The 15,388-nt window shown below is 59.9% G+C and carries 13 protein-coding genes; 7 read left to right on the top strand and 6 right to left on the bottom strand.

The window, feature by feature from the left end:
• Window positions 1-198 precede the first annotated feature (198 nt).
• Together CRI94_RS03980 and CRI94_RS03975 are read left to right on the top strand one after the other, a co-directional pair.
• Window positions 199-516 carry a PLD nuclease N-terminal domain-containing protein gene (locus CRI94_RS03980; RefSeq protein ID WP_245846066.1) on the top strand — a complete coding sequence of 106 codons (318 nt, stop codon included), beginning with the start codon at window positions 199-201 and terminating at the stop codon, window positions 514-516.
• A 63-nt stretch (window positions 517-579) separates the two neighbouring features.
• The gene (locus CRI94_RS03975; protein WP_098074382.1) at window positions 580-1,281 is read left to right on the top strand and encodes a hypothetical protein; all 702 of its coding nucleotides are present in this window, start codon (window positions 580-582) and stop codon (window positions 1,279-1,281) included.
• 18 nt (window positions 1,282-1,299) lie between these two features.
• Here the strand turns inward: CRI94_RS03975 and CRI94_RS03970 are convergent, their stop codons facing one another.
• Window positions 1,300-3,123, bottom strand: coding sequence for a M56 family metallopeptidase (locus tag CRI94_RS03970; RefSeq protein WP_143815286.1), 1,824 nt, complete (start codon window positions 3,121-3,123; stop codon window positions 1,300-1,302).
• Window positions 3,104-3,505 (bottom strand): BlaI/MecI/CopY family transcriptional regulator, encoded by a 402-nt coding sequence (locus CRI94_RS03965; protein WP_098074380.1) that lies wholly within the window; start codon window positions 3,503-3,505, stop codon window positions 3,104-3,106. Before CRI94_RS03965 ends, CRI94_RS03970 begins: the two co-directional genes overlap by 20 nt.
• Window positions 3,506-3,775: 270 nt before the next feature.
• Here CRI94_RS03965 and CRI94_RS03960 point away from each other — a divergent pair, with 270 nt between their 5' ends.
• From CRI94_RS03960 to crcB, 3 genes are all read left to right on the top strand, one after another.
• Window positions 3,776-4,168 carry a hypothetical protein gene (locus CRI94_RS03960; RefSeq protein ID WP_098074379.1) on the top strand — a complete coding sequence of 131 codons (393 nt, stop codon included), beginning with the start codon at window positions 3,776-3,778 and terminating at the stop codon, window positions 4,166-4,168.
• A 273-nt stretch (window positions 4,169-4,441) separates the two neighbouring features.
• Window positions 4,442-5,158: a DUF1223 domain-containing protein gene (locus CRI94_RS03955; protein WP_179862144.1), complete on the top strand. Its 717-nt coding sequence runs from the start codon at window positions 4,442-4,444 to the stop codon at window positions 5,156-5,158.
• Between the two features lie 46 nt (window positions 5,159-5,204).
• On the top strand, window positions 5,205-5,609 hold the full coding sequence (gene crcB / locus CRI94_RS03950; RefSeq protein WP_098074377.1) for a fluoride efflux transporter CrcB: 405 nt from the start codon (window positions 5,205-5,207) through the stop codon (window positions 5,607-5,609).
• Window positions 5,610-5,637: 28 nt separating this feature from the next.
• Here the strand turns inward: crcB and CRI94_RS03945 are convergent, their stop codons facing one another.
• The 3 genes from CRI94_RS03945 to CRI94_RS03935 form a co-directional block, all read right to left on the bottom strand.
• The gene (locus tag CRI94_RS03945) at window positions 5,638-6,552 is read right to left on the bottom strand and encodes a hypothetical protein (protein ID WP_143815285.1); all 915 of its coding nucleotides are present in this window, start codon (window positions 6,550-6,552) and stop codon (window positions 5,638-5,640) included.
• Between the two features lie 75 nt (window positions 6,553-6,627).
• Complete coding sequence (locus tag CRI94_RS03940; protein ID WP_098074375.1) at window positions 6,628-7,224, bottom strand: hypothetical protein; 597 nt, start codon at window positions 7,222-7,224, stop codon at window positions 6,628-6,630.
• Between the two features lie 228 nt (window positions 7,225-7,452).
• A complete protein-coding gene (locus CRI94_RS03935) occupies window positions 7,453-9,816 on the bottom strand; it encodes an ATP-dependent helicase (protein ID WP_098074374.1) in 2,364 nt (787 codons plus the stop codon).
• A 499-nt stretch (window positions 9,817-10,315) separates the two neighbouring features.
• Between CRI94_RS03935 and CRI94_RS03930 the strand changes: the two genes are divergently transcribed.
• Both CRI94_RS03930 and CRI94_RS03925 read left to right on the top strand, forming a co-directional pair.
• Window positions 10,316-12,334 (top strand): M1 family metallopeptidase, encoded by a 2,019-nt coding sequence (locus CRI94_RS03930; protein WP_098074373.1) that lies wholly within the window; start codon window positions 10,316-10,318, stop codon window positions 12,332-12,334.
• A gap of 586 nt (window positions 12,335-12,920) precedes the next feature.
• Complete coding sequence (locus CRI94_RS03925) at window positions 12,921-14,210, top strand: NupC/NupG family nucleoside CNT transporter (RefSeq protein WP_098074372.1); 1,290 nt, start codon at window positions 12,921-12,923, stop codon at window positions 14,208-14,210.
• A gap of 636 nt (window positions 14,211-14,846) precedes the next feature.
• Here the strand turns inward: CRI94_RS03925 and CRI94_RS03920 are convergent.
• Window positions 14,847-15,320, bottom strand: coding sequence for a hypothetical protein (locus tag CRI94_RS03920; protein ID WP_098074371.1), 474 nt, complete (start codon window positions 15,318-15,320; stop codon window positions 14,847-14,849).
• Window positions 15,321-15,388: the final 68 nt, after the last annotated feature.

Here is a 15,388-nt window from a genome sequence, read left to right as displayed (position 1 = left end):
ATGACACGATGTATTGACGATAGGCAGGACATGCGAACCCATTCGCTTTTTACCCTGTTCCGTCGAACGGCATCCTCTGAAGACGATGTCGATTCTCTTTGCGATCTATACATTTTCAAGCCGGCTGTATCATTCTACCGGCGTGCAGCGTCTATTTACCACATTCGCCGACGCTTCCTTCCATACTTCGCTGGAGATATGACCGAATCTACTTCCACTCCGTCAACGACGCGTTTCACCTTCCTTGATCGCTTCGCGCAACAGAAAGCCGCGCTGTGGTCAATGGCCGTGCTCGCTATGGTGACCCTCTCCGGTTGCGGGACGAACCTGATCGACCGGATCCAGCAACCGCGCTGGGGGATTTGCGGAACGCTCGTCATTATTCTGGACATCGTCGCGCTGGTGGACCTCATCGGCGACCGCGGCCGAAGCGCGGCCAACAAAGTCATATGGGCCCTCGTCATCATCTTTATGCCCGTCCTGGGCGTCATCCTCTACTTCTTCCTCGGCCGATAACATTCCGTGTGTGCAGTGTGCCGTCCATGTCGTTTCGCCGCCGTCCTCGTCCTCCTTCTGTTCGTGTCCGGGTGCGCGACGACACCCGTACGCCCGAGCGAGAATAACGCGGAACTCAAGAAGCAGTACCGTGCCGCAATTGAGGATGCAAAAACGGCCGAGGCATCGGAAATATCGGTCGAACTTACACCCGTGAGGCCGTACGTATCGAAATTGCGGCGACGACCGGCCGGTACGCGGGACGAGCCATCTCACGTTCGCGTTGCGACCTGGACGGCCGAATACGGGGACGTGGCTCCCGGCGACACCATTCGATCGGCGGACGTCGTCTGGGTGACGCTCGTGCCGGAATTGCAGTCCTTCTGCCGAACGAGCGCGCTTTCGGGCCGGGCGCTGAATGTGCGTCTGGCGCAGGTTCTTGGTCTTCCACCCGACGTCGGATACACGCGATTCGTCGAGATGTGGGTTCGCCCTGACGACCTTCGCCGTCCCTGCCCGGACCCGGAGATTACAGATCGAGAGTGTGAACTCTCGACTCCTCGACCGGCCACGGCGATCGAGGTGGATACGTCGCACGTGCGCTGGATGGAAACGACTCGAGCCGCGTCCTACGGGCCAAATGGCTATCCGTGGACGCGGCTCGGTTATACGTATGACTGGAATCCAAATACGGACGAGGTCGGGACGAGCGAGTACGTGATCCGGAGCGGCGCAACCGTCGAGATCCACGCCGTAGCTTCTACGGCGGAATACTGCCGCCCGTAACCGAGAGGGGCAGCTCGCCTACTTCCGGCTATTTGAATCGTTCTTCTGTTGCTCTCGCTCGCGTTCCAGCTCGCGCTGCTCCTCCTGCCGTCGGCGCTGCGCCTCTTCCGCTTCTCGAGCCATCTGCTCAGCGCGTTGCTCCATTCGTTTTGCCTCCCGCCGCAGGTGTTCTGCATGTTCGCGCAGAACCTCCACGTCCTGCTCCATTCCAAGCGCTCGGAGTGAGTCCCCCATACGCTGGAAGCGAAAAATCCGGGGTCCACTCAGACTATCGAGTTGCATGAGACGCGGGAGCTGAAGCGTATCGAGGCCTTCCAGAGATCGGAGACTGCGTTCGATGAGACTATCTGTATTCACCTCTTCGATCGACATGCGGATCACCGTGCGCAGACGATCCATGTCTAGATCGAACGCCTTCACCTGCGCGCGGAGGGCTGCTGTATCGATGCGCGCTGCTGCACGAGCGATCGAGTCAACCTGCGCCACCCAGGACGTGTCTTTTCGAATGATAAACCGGCGTGCCTCCTCCCTGTCGCTGTCGCGGACAATCACCGAATCGACCACGACCGTTCCCGAGCGCATCGTATCTACCTCTCCATGTGGAATCACGACGGTCGATGTAATCACCTCCTCCGTTGTTGTCTCCGTCGACGGCTTCTGAGATGAGCACGCAACAAGAAGAAGAGGGACCAGAAGGAGTGTCGCTGCAGCGCACAGAAGAGATGACCGACGGACCGGCTCCGTCTGACCTTGCGTTACCATCCGCCGAATACGATGAAGCAGCGCCCCGTCGCTGGCCGCCGGTGTCAGCGCCACACCCGGCGCCGGTCGCTGGAGAAGAGCCTGCTCTGCCACATGGGTGAGTGCCTGAGCATACGTCAGCGGCTCAATGCCCGACTCGACGACGCGGTCATCGGTAACATGCTCACGTTCACGACGAACCTGCTTCGACAACCACCAGACGCCCGGATGGAAGAACAGGAGCGTCTCAGCCGCAGCCTGAAGCCAACCGACCATCACGTCGTGCCGGTGAACATGCGACAACTCGTGCACGAGAAGAGCTTCGAGCTCCTCACGATCGCAGGTAGCCATGAGGGACTCCGGCAGTACGATCATCGGACGATACCATCCGCACACGAGCGGAACCTCAATGCGCTTGGACCGGCGCACGGCGATGGCTTCGTCGAAGCCGGCTCGCTGCGCAGCCTGCACGGCAACGGACTGCATGTCGTAAGGTAAAGAGCGTGCCGACGCCCGGAGACGCCGAATCCACCAGATGCCTCCGGTCACGCGGAGCGCCAGAAGACTCACTCCGGCCAGCCAGAGCGCCACCCACACGGGTGCCGTGCGATCAATCGCGCTCTCCCACTGCGCGAGCATCTCAGGCGGAACGAATGCTCCGACCACAGCTCCGGCGGACTGCATCACGTCCCAGGGGGCGATCGACTCACCGGGCGTAGGCGAAGCCTGATCGGCCCCGACCTCAAACGGAGCGGGATTATCAGGCGGGCTCGGAGCGGGAGGGACCGCTGTCGGCGGCGCAGGCGCCGGAGGTGCGTTTGCGGAGGGCCCGGGCGGTACCGGAGGCGCAGTCTGCAACCCGCTCGACACCACCGGCAGGAGCAGCATTAGCACAAGCGCCGACACCGCCACGGAATAGCGCCAGATCGGCCGAACGTGACGGAGAAGCGCCAGAAGAAGGACGGCCGTAGCAGCGACCACGGCGCCCTGCCATACCGCCAGAATCAGCAGGTCGCCCAGAGGCGACGCGGCTTTCGACCAGACGCTCCAGAGTGAAAACGCGTCGAGCATCACCGGGCTATCACTGATTATCGATTCCATCGTCAGCATCATCAGATTGTAGAGAGTCCAGAAGTTCGCGGATGGCCCCGAGCTCTTCGCCGGAGACCCGATCGCCCGAAATTGCGTGTGCGACGAGCCGGCTAGCGGAGCCGCCGAACGCACGATCGAGTAAGTCGTCAACGAGACGCCGCTCCGTCGCGCGTTCCTCGACTGCGGCGGCATACACGTGGGCACGACTGGACTCGTCTCGCGTCACCAGCCCTTTCTCATGCATGATCTGCAATTGCTTGAGTACCGTCGTATAGCCGGCCTCATCGACGTGGTCAAGCACATGACGGACCGTGGACGGCCCTTCGCGCCAGAGTACGCGTAGCAGCGAGAGCTCCGCATCCGTAGGAAGAGGAAGGTTGGGATCAGACATCGGGGCGGGAGGCGTGGGAAGTACGATGGCATTCGTAGGATACTACGAAATGCTTCGTATGTCAAGTCAAGACGCCATTTTTTAGAAACACGAAGCCCGTCTGCTCGTGAAGACGGGACCGTTGGAGAACTAGAGCCGGTGACATCGTTGGTCGCAGGCGCTTGCATTGATCTCCGCGGAATCGCACGTTGTACGGGGGACGGCCCACGTATCCGGACTCCCCCGTTCTCTTCTGTCTTCTGCCGACTTCCTTCAATTTCCGCAGCCCCGATGGACACAATCCTTCGTATCGCTCTCACGCCCGACGCCACCGCCAAGGCGACGCCGTTGGAACTGCTCGAAGATTTTGCGGATGCCACGCCCGGCTGGCATTACTTGGAAAGCGAGTCCCAACACTATGCGGCAGAGAAAGGGGTGGAGGCCTGTGTCCTCCGTCACCAGCGCGGGGGACAGCCTCGCTACGTCGATCTAGCGTTCGCCGCAACCGACCCCGACAAGCCCTACAACCTTGAGCTGGTCCTGGTCAACGCACCGGATGCAGAAAACCATCTTGCTCCCAACGATCGTCAGCAGATCGGGCGGACCTTCCTCACGGCGATGAGGAATTATCTAGATGCCCGCCCCGGCCATGCGACGCTCGACGTGGAACAGGAACAAGAATAAGTTCCAAACCCTCTGGCCGATATCCATCGTGGCGTGATCGCACCATCAACTGGGGCGAGTCACAAATTTGTGACATCCGCCCCGCGTAAACAGCCGAACTCACTTCGTCATTTCTTGACATTCTATCGCATCAGCGGTATTCATGGGCCATACGTCCTAGAGTCCGCTGTGGTGAACGGTGTGTCCGCCCGTCCCGCTACCTGGCGGCGTCGATAACCTCCTGCTCGGACGGGTGGCTGACCCATGCTACGCGATCACATCCTCCCTGCCTCCGTGGTAGGGTTTCTTCTGCTATTTGGACTTCTCATTCTCGCAACCCGGCCCGCTCCCCCGGAAGCAAATGCGGTGCAAAGCACGGCTGTAGCCGTCGTTGAACTCTTCACCTCGGAGTCCTGCCTCACCTGTCCCCCCGCCGATTCTCTGCTTGGGCGCATACAGCGGGAGGCCCAATCGCACGGACGCCCCGTCTACACGCTCGATTTCCATATCGGCCACCCGGGCACAGGGCATGATGTGCCTCGCGCACTTCTAGACGTCTTTACCCAGCGCCACCGGCGATACGCGCAGAGCCTCGGGTCGCACATTTACTCGCCACAAATGATCGTCAATGGCACCGACGTATTTGTCGGATCCGACGAGTTTCACGCGCGGCGAAGTGTTGGCAGAGTGCTTCGTCAACACGCACCCGTTCGTCTCCATGCGCACGCAACGCCGAGACCCGGCGGTCGAATCGCCGTAGACGTCCGAGCAACCGGAACCTTCACCGATGCCGTGCTGAACATTGCACTCGTGACTCCGGACACAGCCGACCCCAATCCGGTACACGACGGTCTCGTTCGGGCATTCGTTTCTCACCCACTGGAGGCAGAAATCGTAGTTGACCTCACAATCTCACCTCTGGTGGACATATCAACCGCGCGCGTCATCTCGTTCGCCCAGGATGCGAAAACGCTTGCTGTTCTCGGAGCAACGGAGGCGAACATCGAGTAAGGGGATTCCCTCTCGATGCCTCCAATTCTTAACGTTCGCCCCTTCTGTGCGCTCCCTTCTACTGATCGCAGCCGGCGGCGCGATTGGCGCCCTGATGCGTCACGGCGTGTCGGCACTGGTCCATCGCTACGTTCCCGCCTCCTTCCCCTGGGGAACGCTAGCAGCCAATTTGGCCGGTTGTTTTCTCATCGGCGCATTATGGGCCGTATCCGAGCGATCGTCGTTCTCCCCTGCACTCGGTCTCTTCCTCTTCACCGGAATGATCGGTGCATTCACGACGTTCAGCACCTATGCCCTGGAAAGCCTCCAACTAATGCAACGTGGGCACGTGGTCAGCGGACTGGCTAATATCGCGCTTAGCACGCTCGCCGGGATTTTCCTCGTTCTGATCGGCATGCAAACGGCGAAATGGATCCTGGACACGGCGTCAGCAGCGGCCGGAACGGCATGACTCCACCACGCCCCGACCGAATATCGTGCTACGACCCCGCGTTGAAATCATAGATGATCGCCGCGCTCATCGAGAATCGAACGCCATCCCCTGCACGACCCGTTACATCCATCAGAGCAGGCGTGATGACGATCGGGAGGCGTGGTAGCGGCGTAATCGACATGCCGAGGCTCAGATCCTGACCCGTCCAGTTTGCGATCGCGTGGACGGGACGAAGCAGGCGGACAGCAAGGCTTCCGAAGACGCCCGCCCCCGTGTCCCCACGGAGAAACGCCCCTTCTGACTGAAACCGGTCGCCTCCGACGCCCACGCTCGCGGCCATGACCCCGAACGGGACCCACGGCCCGCCGTCGTGCAGTCGGGCGGATTTGCTGACGACGGCGTACGGACTGCTGCCGCCGTCCGTCCCCTCGGTGTGCCAGATGTTCTCCCATCCCACGGCGATGGCCGCAGACGCCGGAAGCCTCCGATGCAGCTTCAGGCTGACGGATCGATCTTTCGCGAGCTCGGTGTAGGTGTCGAGGATGTTCAGGGTCACGTCCAACCCGACCCATTTTTCCGGATCCCCAAAGCCGGCCCCCATCGTGACCACACCATCGGTCCAGTCTGCGTACCGAATCCGCTCTTGTACCGATGCCCCCGCGTAGACCTGTCCCCATCGCGCCCCAAACGCCGTGGGCGTATTGATCGTTGTGCCGGGCAGAACGGCAACAGCGGCCGGCAATTCGACACCTCCCCGCTCTACCGGACTGGAAAGCCTGTGCGTCGCACGTAGCGCCGCTAGGGTATCATCAGACGTCGTATCTGCTCTCGGCTCGTCGCTCCGTTCGGGCGCGTCCTGAGCCGCGACGGCAGCAGGGCTGACGAGAGCAATGACGATGATGCAAAGCAGGAGCACACGCATCGCAGGACGAGAAAAGGACGAGGGAGTGGGTGAAGACATCGACCTGGAAGGCACGGCTACACGTCAGCAGCGGTGCAACGGAACCGTTCGGTACATACCGTCAGCCTCGTCAGATTAAGACATGGACGATGCATCGAGAAGGGATGTCAACACGTCCTGAATGACGATAAACGAATCGGGCGGATCGAGCAGAAAGGACGCCGGCGCAGCATCCACCAGTTCGTTAAAGGCGTTCGTGGCCCGGACGAGCGCGGGGGCTTCGACCTCACCGCCAGCGATCAATCCGGCAACAGCCTTCGTCAGGCGCTCCGAGTGCTCGTCCGAGATTCCATAAGCCTCGAGTTGACCCGCGACGTATGCAATTGCCGCTTCGTTATCCGTCGAACGGGAGAGCAATTCGGCAAGGAGCGGGGCCGGAGCCGCCGTGATACGGATCGACCCTGTGGATGTCAGCTGTGCGCCACTGACAAGACGCTGCTGGAGAACGACGGCCATAGCGTTCACGCGCTGCTGGACAGCGTCACTGGCGAACGTCGCATTCTCGATCCGGGATGACTGGGATATCGCGCCGGCAACGTCACTTCCTGATACGTCACTTCCGCTTCCGCCCGTATCGGAGCCATCCTGTGCCCAGGCTGGAGCGGTTGTGAGCGCCAACATGACGAGAAGTGCGGAGACGACGCGGAGCGCAACGGATGAACGTGGAGACATGGGAGCGCATCGGATGTCGGATGGGTGCTGTTTCGGGCACGCCTTCGCGTGCCAGGCGACGGAAGGGGAAACCTCGCCATGCTCAACAATACACGTCCCATCCGTCCACCCACATCTTCGTCCGGATCAGGCGTCTCGGACTTCAGGCGCATTCGCTCATGCGTTCATTTCTACCCTCCACCTCAAAGCACGCGCACCCTTGGCGTATAAGCTTGCATCGGTGTGCATCTACCCGATGATGCGCAACCGGGCGTACTTCAACTTCAGCTTTTTATTGCCGATGTCCGACCCGAAGTACACCACGGCCGTCGCCTTTTCGCCTCTTCCTTCGACATCCTGAACTTTGCCCTCGCCAAACTTCGAGTGCTCGACGCGGACCCCCGGGACGATTTCTCCCTGCCCCTCGTCGTACACCACGCGACGCCCGCCACCGGACGACTGCTCGATGCGCTTCAGCTTCCGCTCCTTCCCATTTGACGCGCCGGAGCCGGATCCATCCCGAAGGTTGCGTCGGTAATAATGCGGATCGACACCATCATAATTCGACGAATCGGACCCGCCGTCACTGCTTGATTTGAAGCGGTTCTTTTTCTGATCGAGTTCGCCACCGCCGGCGGTACGCACGACATCCGAATTGATCTCGTCGAGGAATCGGCTCCGCGTCTTGGTCTCGCGGTCGCCGTAGCGGTATCGGCTGCGTGCCCAGCTCAGGAAAAGGTACTCCTCCGCCCGCGTCGCGCCGACGTAGAACAGGCGGCGCTCTTCCTCCAGGTCCTGCTTTTCCTTCGCCGCCATCTCCAGCGGAAAAAGTCCCTCCTCCAGCCCGGCCACAAAAACGACCGGATACTCCAGACCTTTCGACGCGTGGAGCGTCATCAGCGTCACCTGATCGGCGTCGTCCTCCTCGTCCTGACTCGTCATCAGCGCAATTTCCTGCAGGAAGACGCTGAGCGATGGATCGTCGCTTGAGGCCACAAAGTCAGCGATTCCACTGACGAGATCTTGCACGTTCTCCCAGCGCATCAGATTCTCGCGCGTGTGATCCTTCCGGAGCTCGCTGAGCAGGCCGGCCTCACGAATAATCTCCTGTGCCAGTTCATCCGCCGGCATACTCTCCGCCTTCGACGCATACTTGGCGATCAGGAAGCGGAACGACTCGACCGCATTCTTCGCACGGGTGGACAACGTATCGATGTCTTCGACACGCTCGATCGCCTGCCACAGGGTGAACCCGTGCTTATTGGCAAAATTCTGCAGCCGCTCCTGCGTCTTCCGCCCGATACCCCGCGTGGGGTAGTTGATCACCCGCTGGATGTTGGCGGTGTCGTTCGGGTTCACGATGAGGCGAAGGTACGCCAGCGCATCCTTGATCTCCTTCCGCTGGTAGAACGGCGTTCCCCCGATTACCTGGTACGGCACGTTCTCCTTTCGGAGTGCCTCCTCGATCGGTCGACTCTGTGCGTTGGTGCGGTAGAGAACGGCGAAGTCCCCGTGCGACAGCCCCTCGCGGACGTGGAGGTCACGGATGCGGCGTTCGATCTTCTTCGCCTCGTCCTTCTCGGATAGCGACTCCATGAGGGCGATGTACTCGCCGTCGTCGTTCTCCGTCCAGAGCTCCTTATCGAGTTGATCATCGTTCTCCTTAATGATCGAGTCCGCCAGCGCCAGAATACGCCCGGTCGAACGGTAGTTTTGCTCGAGACGAACGGTCGTCGCGTCCGGAAAGTCTTTCTCGAACGACAGGATGTTCGTGATATCGGCCCCGCGGAACGCGTAGATGCTCTGTGCATCGTCCCCGACCACGCAGAGGTTGTCGTGAGCGTCCGCGAGATTCCGCGCGAGCATGTACTGCGCGTGGTTCGTGTCCTGATACTCGTCGATATGGACGTACTTCCAGCGCGTCTGGTACTTTTCTAGGACATCGGGATGCTCGTCGAACAGTTCAAGCGGACGCAGGAGCAGGTCGTCGAAGTCCATCGCGTTCGCTTTCCGCAGCGCCTTCTCGTACGCCGGGTAAATCTTCGCCGCCGCGTCCTGAGCCCGACCCCGAGCGACACTAGCGTACTTCTCGGGCGAGACCATTCGGTTCTTCGCGTCCGAAATCAGGTTCTGAATGCCCCGCGGCGACACATCGTCCGTGCTCACGTTGAGGCGGTTCATCTGCTGCTTGATGATCCGCTTCGAGTCATCGGTGTCGTAGATTGAAAAGTCGCGCGAGTATCCGATCTTTTCGCCATCAATGCGGAGGACGCGGGCAAACGACGAGTGAAAGGTGCCGACCCACATGCCTTTCGTTTGATCGCCGACGAGCTTCTGCACGCGCTCCTGCATTTCACGCGCCGCCTTATTGGTGAAGGTCAGCGCGATAATCTCGTGGGGCTTCGCTTTGCCCGTTGCCAGAAGATATGCGATCCGGTGCGTCAGGGTACGCGTTTTTCCGCTTCCCGGCCCCGCGATGATCATCACCGGGCCGTCGGTGGCCTTCACGGCCTCACGCTGCCGCTCGTTGAGCCCATCCAGAATCCGCTTCTCGGCTTCCGGATCCGGGTCGATGGACGTCGGCTCTTCTCTCTGAATGGGGATCTGACGCATAAAACGAACGGGCGCTCTCTTTGGGACTTTCGGGACGAGGGAGGACAGGTGAAGCCTCCGCCGTCTTGCTGTTAGACATGCACGTTCCGTACGACGCGAAAAGTGCTACGTTCGCTGAAGATGCGGGAAACGGTGCGAAATCTGGCCTCACCACACACAGATTCGTGGGCATGGGCTACCATAAACACATATTATAAACATATTATACATGTCCAGTCGCTTCTTTTCAACGGACAATCCTCCATCGAGCCTGGCTGCGACGAGTCTATGTGACGGTAATCGAAAACAAAACGCATCCGTCTGACGAAAGACAAAAGGTTTTCCTGCGCCTCATGCGTTGATGCAACCATTGAGGCCCAGCCGGATTAAATGACAACACATGACACAACAAGTTGGCCCAGTGTAACGATTCGTCCGACCTTCCGTTGATGTTGTGCCTGTCCGCGCTCCCGGCGCGACAACGGACGTTCACTTTCTACTCCGCATTTCCCTTTCCCCCATGATATCACGCCTTCAGGCCGCTGGTGCGGCACTTCTTATGCTGCTGTTTCTCGGCTCTATGCCGGCCTCTGTCACGGCTCAGTATTCCGAGTCGAACGATGCAGCGAGTCTCAACCAGTCCTCCTTCGCACCAATCGAGTTTCCGAACCCGGATGTCTTTCGCGCAAGCGATGGGCGTCCCGGTACGGAATACTGGCAAAACGAAGCGGACTACGTCATCGACGTGACCCTCGACCCGGAAACGAACCGCGTCTCCGGGAGAGAGACCATCACGTACACGAACAACTCACCGCACGATCTGACGCATCTCTGGGTCCACCTGGAGCAGAACCTCTTCGACCCGGACAGCCGCGGAGCTCGACTCACCCCGCCGGATGCACGGTTTAGCGGAGCGTTTGAGAATGGCGGCTACGAGCTATCGAACATTCAGGTGAATCGCGGATCCGACTCGCGCGATGCGACCTATCGCGTCGACGGCACACGCATGCGGATCTCTCTCGACGAGCCTCTCGAAGCGAACGGGGGCACGCTAAAGCTCTCAATGGACTTCTCGTTCATCCAGCCGAAGTACGGTGCGGACCGACACGGACGCCTCGATGTTGAGAAGGGTACAGTCTACGAGTTCGCGCAGTGGTACCCGCGGATGGCCGTGTACGATGACGTCAACGGCTGGAATACGCTTCCTTACCTCGGCCAGGGCGAATTCTACCTGGAGTATGGGGACTTCGACGTGAGCATAACGGTCCCACATGACTACGTCGTCACGGCCAGCGGCGAGCTTCAGAATGCGGAGGACGTGTTGACCTCCACGCAGCGCGATCGACTGGATGAGGCCCGCTCCAGCGACGAAACCGTTCACATCATCACAGAAAGTGAAGCGGGATCCGACGCCACGCGTCCGGACGGCTCCGGCGAGATGACCTGGCAGTACCGCGCCGAAAACGTGCGTGACGTGGCCTGGGCCGCCTCCGATGCGTTCATCTGGGACGCAGCCCGCGCAAAAACGGGAGACGGCGATATTCTTGCGATGTCGCTCTACCCGCGCGAAGGGATCGGTACAGAGGGGAATCCGGGGTGGGAGCGCTCGACGGAGTACGTGAAGCACTCCATCGAGCATTACTCTGAAAAATGGGAGTCCTACCCGTATCCCGTCGCCATCAACGTCGCCGGAATCGTGGGTGGGATGGAATACCCGCAGATCATGTTCTGCTCGGTCGACGCCCGTGGCCGCGGTCTCTTTGGCGTGACGGACCACGAGTTCGGTCACACCTGGTTTCCAATGATTGTTGGCTCAGACGAGCGACGGCACGTCTGGATGGACGAGGGCATTAACTCCTTCCTCAACGTGTACTCGACGATCGAATTCTACGACAGCGACATCCAGACGCAGATGCAGCGACTGACCCGCGTCTTCACGGCGTCAATGAAAGGGATCGGCGGACAGCAGCCGTCGGCGACGCACGCGGATCACATGCGGCGCAACGCCCTCGGCTTCCTCGCCTACCGCAAGCCGGCCACTGGTTTATTGCTGCTCCGCGAGTGGATCATCGGCCCGGACGCCTTCGACGCAGCGTTCAAGACGTACATCGACCGATGGGCGTACAAGCACCCGCAGCCGTCGGACTTCTTCCGCACGCTTGAAAACGAAACGGGCGTGGACCTGGACTACTTCGTCCGGAGCTGGTTCTACGAGACCGACGTGCTCGACTTTGGCGTGACTGACGTCACCGTCCAGTCCAACGACGAGACGTTCGTTCGGGTCGAGAACAGCGGCGAATTGATGATGCCGATGCCGGTGCAGGTCACGTTCGAAGACGGCACGACGGAAGACCACCGTATTCCCGCCGAAGCGTTCGTCACCGGCGATGTCCACACGATCGCCGTGGATTCCACGTCCCCGGTAACAAAGGTCGTGATCGACGCGCAGCAGATTCTTCCCGATATCGATCACAGCAACAACACGTGGACCGCGTCGGACGCAAGTTCGACATCACAGTCTTCGGGTAGCGACTCCTGAAGCAGTAGACCAGGTAATTCTCACCGACTGGCCTCTTTCGCCTGCAGAGAGTCAATCCAGGGCGCCCCGACATCCGTCGAGGCGTCCATTTTTTTGTCTACGTCGGTTGAAGTAATCGCTGGACCGCATTTACAGCGGGATGTCTGGACGTCTACAACCCTAGAGCAGAAAATCGATATGCTGCGCTCTGGCGGCTAGCTACCGGACCGGTTGATTTCAAACCTGGATGTCTTCGCATGTCATCGGGAAGCAGACCTCGTGCGTCTCGTAAACGAAGCGCTATCGTCGAACATGATGCACTCTCCTGCGCCCATTCCCCATACTCCCGTGCATGTCGGCGCAGCCGTACCGGGAAATGCTGAAATGACACACGCTCTTATGAACGTGTCTGGTAGGTAACTCTGGCGGTGTAACGGCCTCCTCTTCACGACATCTTAGCGTGATTACGATTTTTCCTTCATCTCTCATCGAATCAGCATCGAGTTGTGCTTGCCCTCCTCGTGCCTGATTGTATTTTTAGAACACGTAGATGTGTCGCTGAGCTACGCCTGCCCTCGTTCCGCCCCCTTCACCTCGCTCCCACCGCATGTCTTTCCCCATCGCCCTGCTGCGTGGCCTGATCGGGCTAGCCGTTTTCATTGGAATCGCCGCTGCCTTCTCGAGTAACCGAAAAGCCATTGACTGGAAGCTGGTCCTCTCCGGGGTTGGATTACAGGTGGTCTTCGCTCTCCTTGTCTTGAAGACCGGTCCCGGTGAGTTGCTCTTTGATGCCATCGCGACCGGCTTCCGTGATCTGCTTAGCTTCACGTACGAGGGCACGAAGTTCATCTTCGGCGAACTCGGCAATCCCCAGATGGGCAATAATTTTGCCTTCCAGGTATTGCCGACGATTATTTTCTTCGCATCCCTGATGAGCGTGCTTTACTTCTTGGGGATCGTGCAGCCGCTGGTGAAGGGCATGGGCTGGTTGATGCAGAAAACCCTCGGCATTTCCGGCGCCGAGTCGCTGTCGGCCGCCGCGAACGTGTTCATCGGACAGACGGAGGCCCCCCTCGTGGTCGAACCGTACGTCGAGAAAATGACGCGCAGTGAGCTCATGACGCTAATGTCCGGCGGAATGGCTACAATCGCAGGAGGTGTACTGGCGGCATACATTAGCTTTCTCGGAGGCGAGACCGAGGCCGAGCAGGTTCTGTTTGCGAAGCATCTTCTGTCCGCCTCGATTATGAGTGCGCCCGCTGCGATCGTGACGGCAAAGATTTTGGTTCCGGAAACGGAGGAGCCTGAAACGCGCGGCGCGACCGACATGAACGTCGAGAAAGAAGATGACAACGTCATCGAAGCGGCGGCAACGGGCGCCGGGGAAGGCCTGAAGCTGGCGCTGAATGTCGGCGCGATGCTCCTCGCGTTCATTGCACTGATCGCCGTCATCAACTGGGTCCTCGGCGGATTCGGAAATATCACCGGTTTGAACGAAATGATCGCCAACGCATCCGGTGGGCGGTTCGAAGGGCTGACCCTCGAGGCCGTCTTTGGATTCATCTTCGCCCCACTCGCCTGGGCGATGGGCGTCGAAGCGGCGGACATCCTCAGCTTCGGTACGCTCCTTGGCGAAAAGGTCGCCGTCAATGAGTTCGTGGCGTACGCATCGCTTCAGGACCTGAAGGATGTGATGAGCCGTCGCTCGGTCATCATCGGCACCTACGCGCTCTGCGGCTTCGCCAACTTCAGCTCGATCGCAATTCAGATCGGCGGCATCGGCGGCATCGCGCCGTCACGCCGCAGCGAAATCGCGGCCCTCGGACTGCGCGCCGTCCTCGGTGGAGCACTCGCCTCGTGGATGACGGCCACCATCGCCGGCGTGCTTGTGGCTTGAGGGTTCAGGGTTCACGGTTCAGGGTTCAGGGTTCAAGGTTCAGGGTTCAAGGTTCAGGGTTCAGGGTTCAGGGTTCAGGGTTCGACGGACTGCCGAATAGCCTGAAGAGAATGCCCTCTGAGATAATAAACAAAAAAGCGTCGCACGGCCGGGCGACGCTTGATCCCTGCGAAAATGGAAGGACGGCCAATCATCGAACCGAACCGGAAAAGACGAGTCAGGATGGTCCTGAGATGTTACCCATGTTGCCGGGACCACAGGGTTCAGGGTTTCGGGCTGGCTACCGGACGATTTGATTTCAATCCGGATCATCTCTGTGCGACATCGAGAGAGGGACCTCGTTAGGTCTTATGGATGTCGAAAAAAGGCGTGAGCGTCGAGCAATGACAAACTCTCACACGGCCATGCTCCCATACTCTCATACTCCCACGCATTCGAAGAACACCTGCGCCGGGGAATGTGGACGTGACGCAGGCTCCAGTGAAAGTGTCCGGTAGCCAGGGTTCATGGGGCACGCCGTGGCGACATGGATAACAGGTCCCCTCGGCTACGCGGTTGAAGGGCTATTTCTTAACCCCTGCCCTGTGCCCATTCTCTCTTTCCCCCGCTCCCCCTTTCTCCCGCTCCCCCATTCCGTCACTCTCGTTCCCCAACCGCTTCGCCGCTTGCGTCCGAGTCCAGCGTCCGGGGGATGGAGCCATCCTCCAGGCGTGCGCGGAGTTCGTCCCACTGCGTGCGCAGTTCACCGTCGAGGTGAGGCAGGGCATTCTCGATCAATCGAGCGGCGTCTTCCGTCCGATCGAGCGCAGCGTAGACCTCGGTCCCGATCGTCAGAATGCGGTCGCGCATCTGTGGGCTGCCCAGTTCCTCCCAGTTGAGCTTGCCACGCAGACTGTCCATCTCGGCTGCGGCACGTTTCATGTCGTTCCGCTCGTACGCGTCGATCATTTCGCCCACATCCTTCACGACGGCAGATTGCTGCTCGACCCAGGCGCGAGCGCGATCAAATTGCTCGGTTGCGCTCGAGTCCCCTTCCGATCCACCACAGCCGGCAAACAGGAGGAGCACAACGATAAGAAAACTGAGGGCAGGACGGTTGCGAAAAGACATGTCCGTCGGAGCGATTCGTCAGGGAAGCGAGGTGCGCGCAGGAACGTAGTCCCTGCTGTCAAGACAGG

Source organism: Longibacter salinarum (assembly GCF_002554795.1).
GTDB classification, from domain to species: domain Bacteria; phylum Bacteroidota; class Rhodothermia; order Rhodothermales; family Salinibacteraceae; genus Longibacter; species Longibacter salinarum.
Note: the sequence above shows the minus strand (reverse complement) of the source record. Positions and strands in the feature narration are given on the sequence as shown.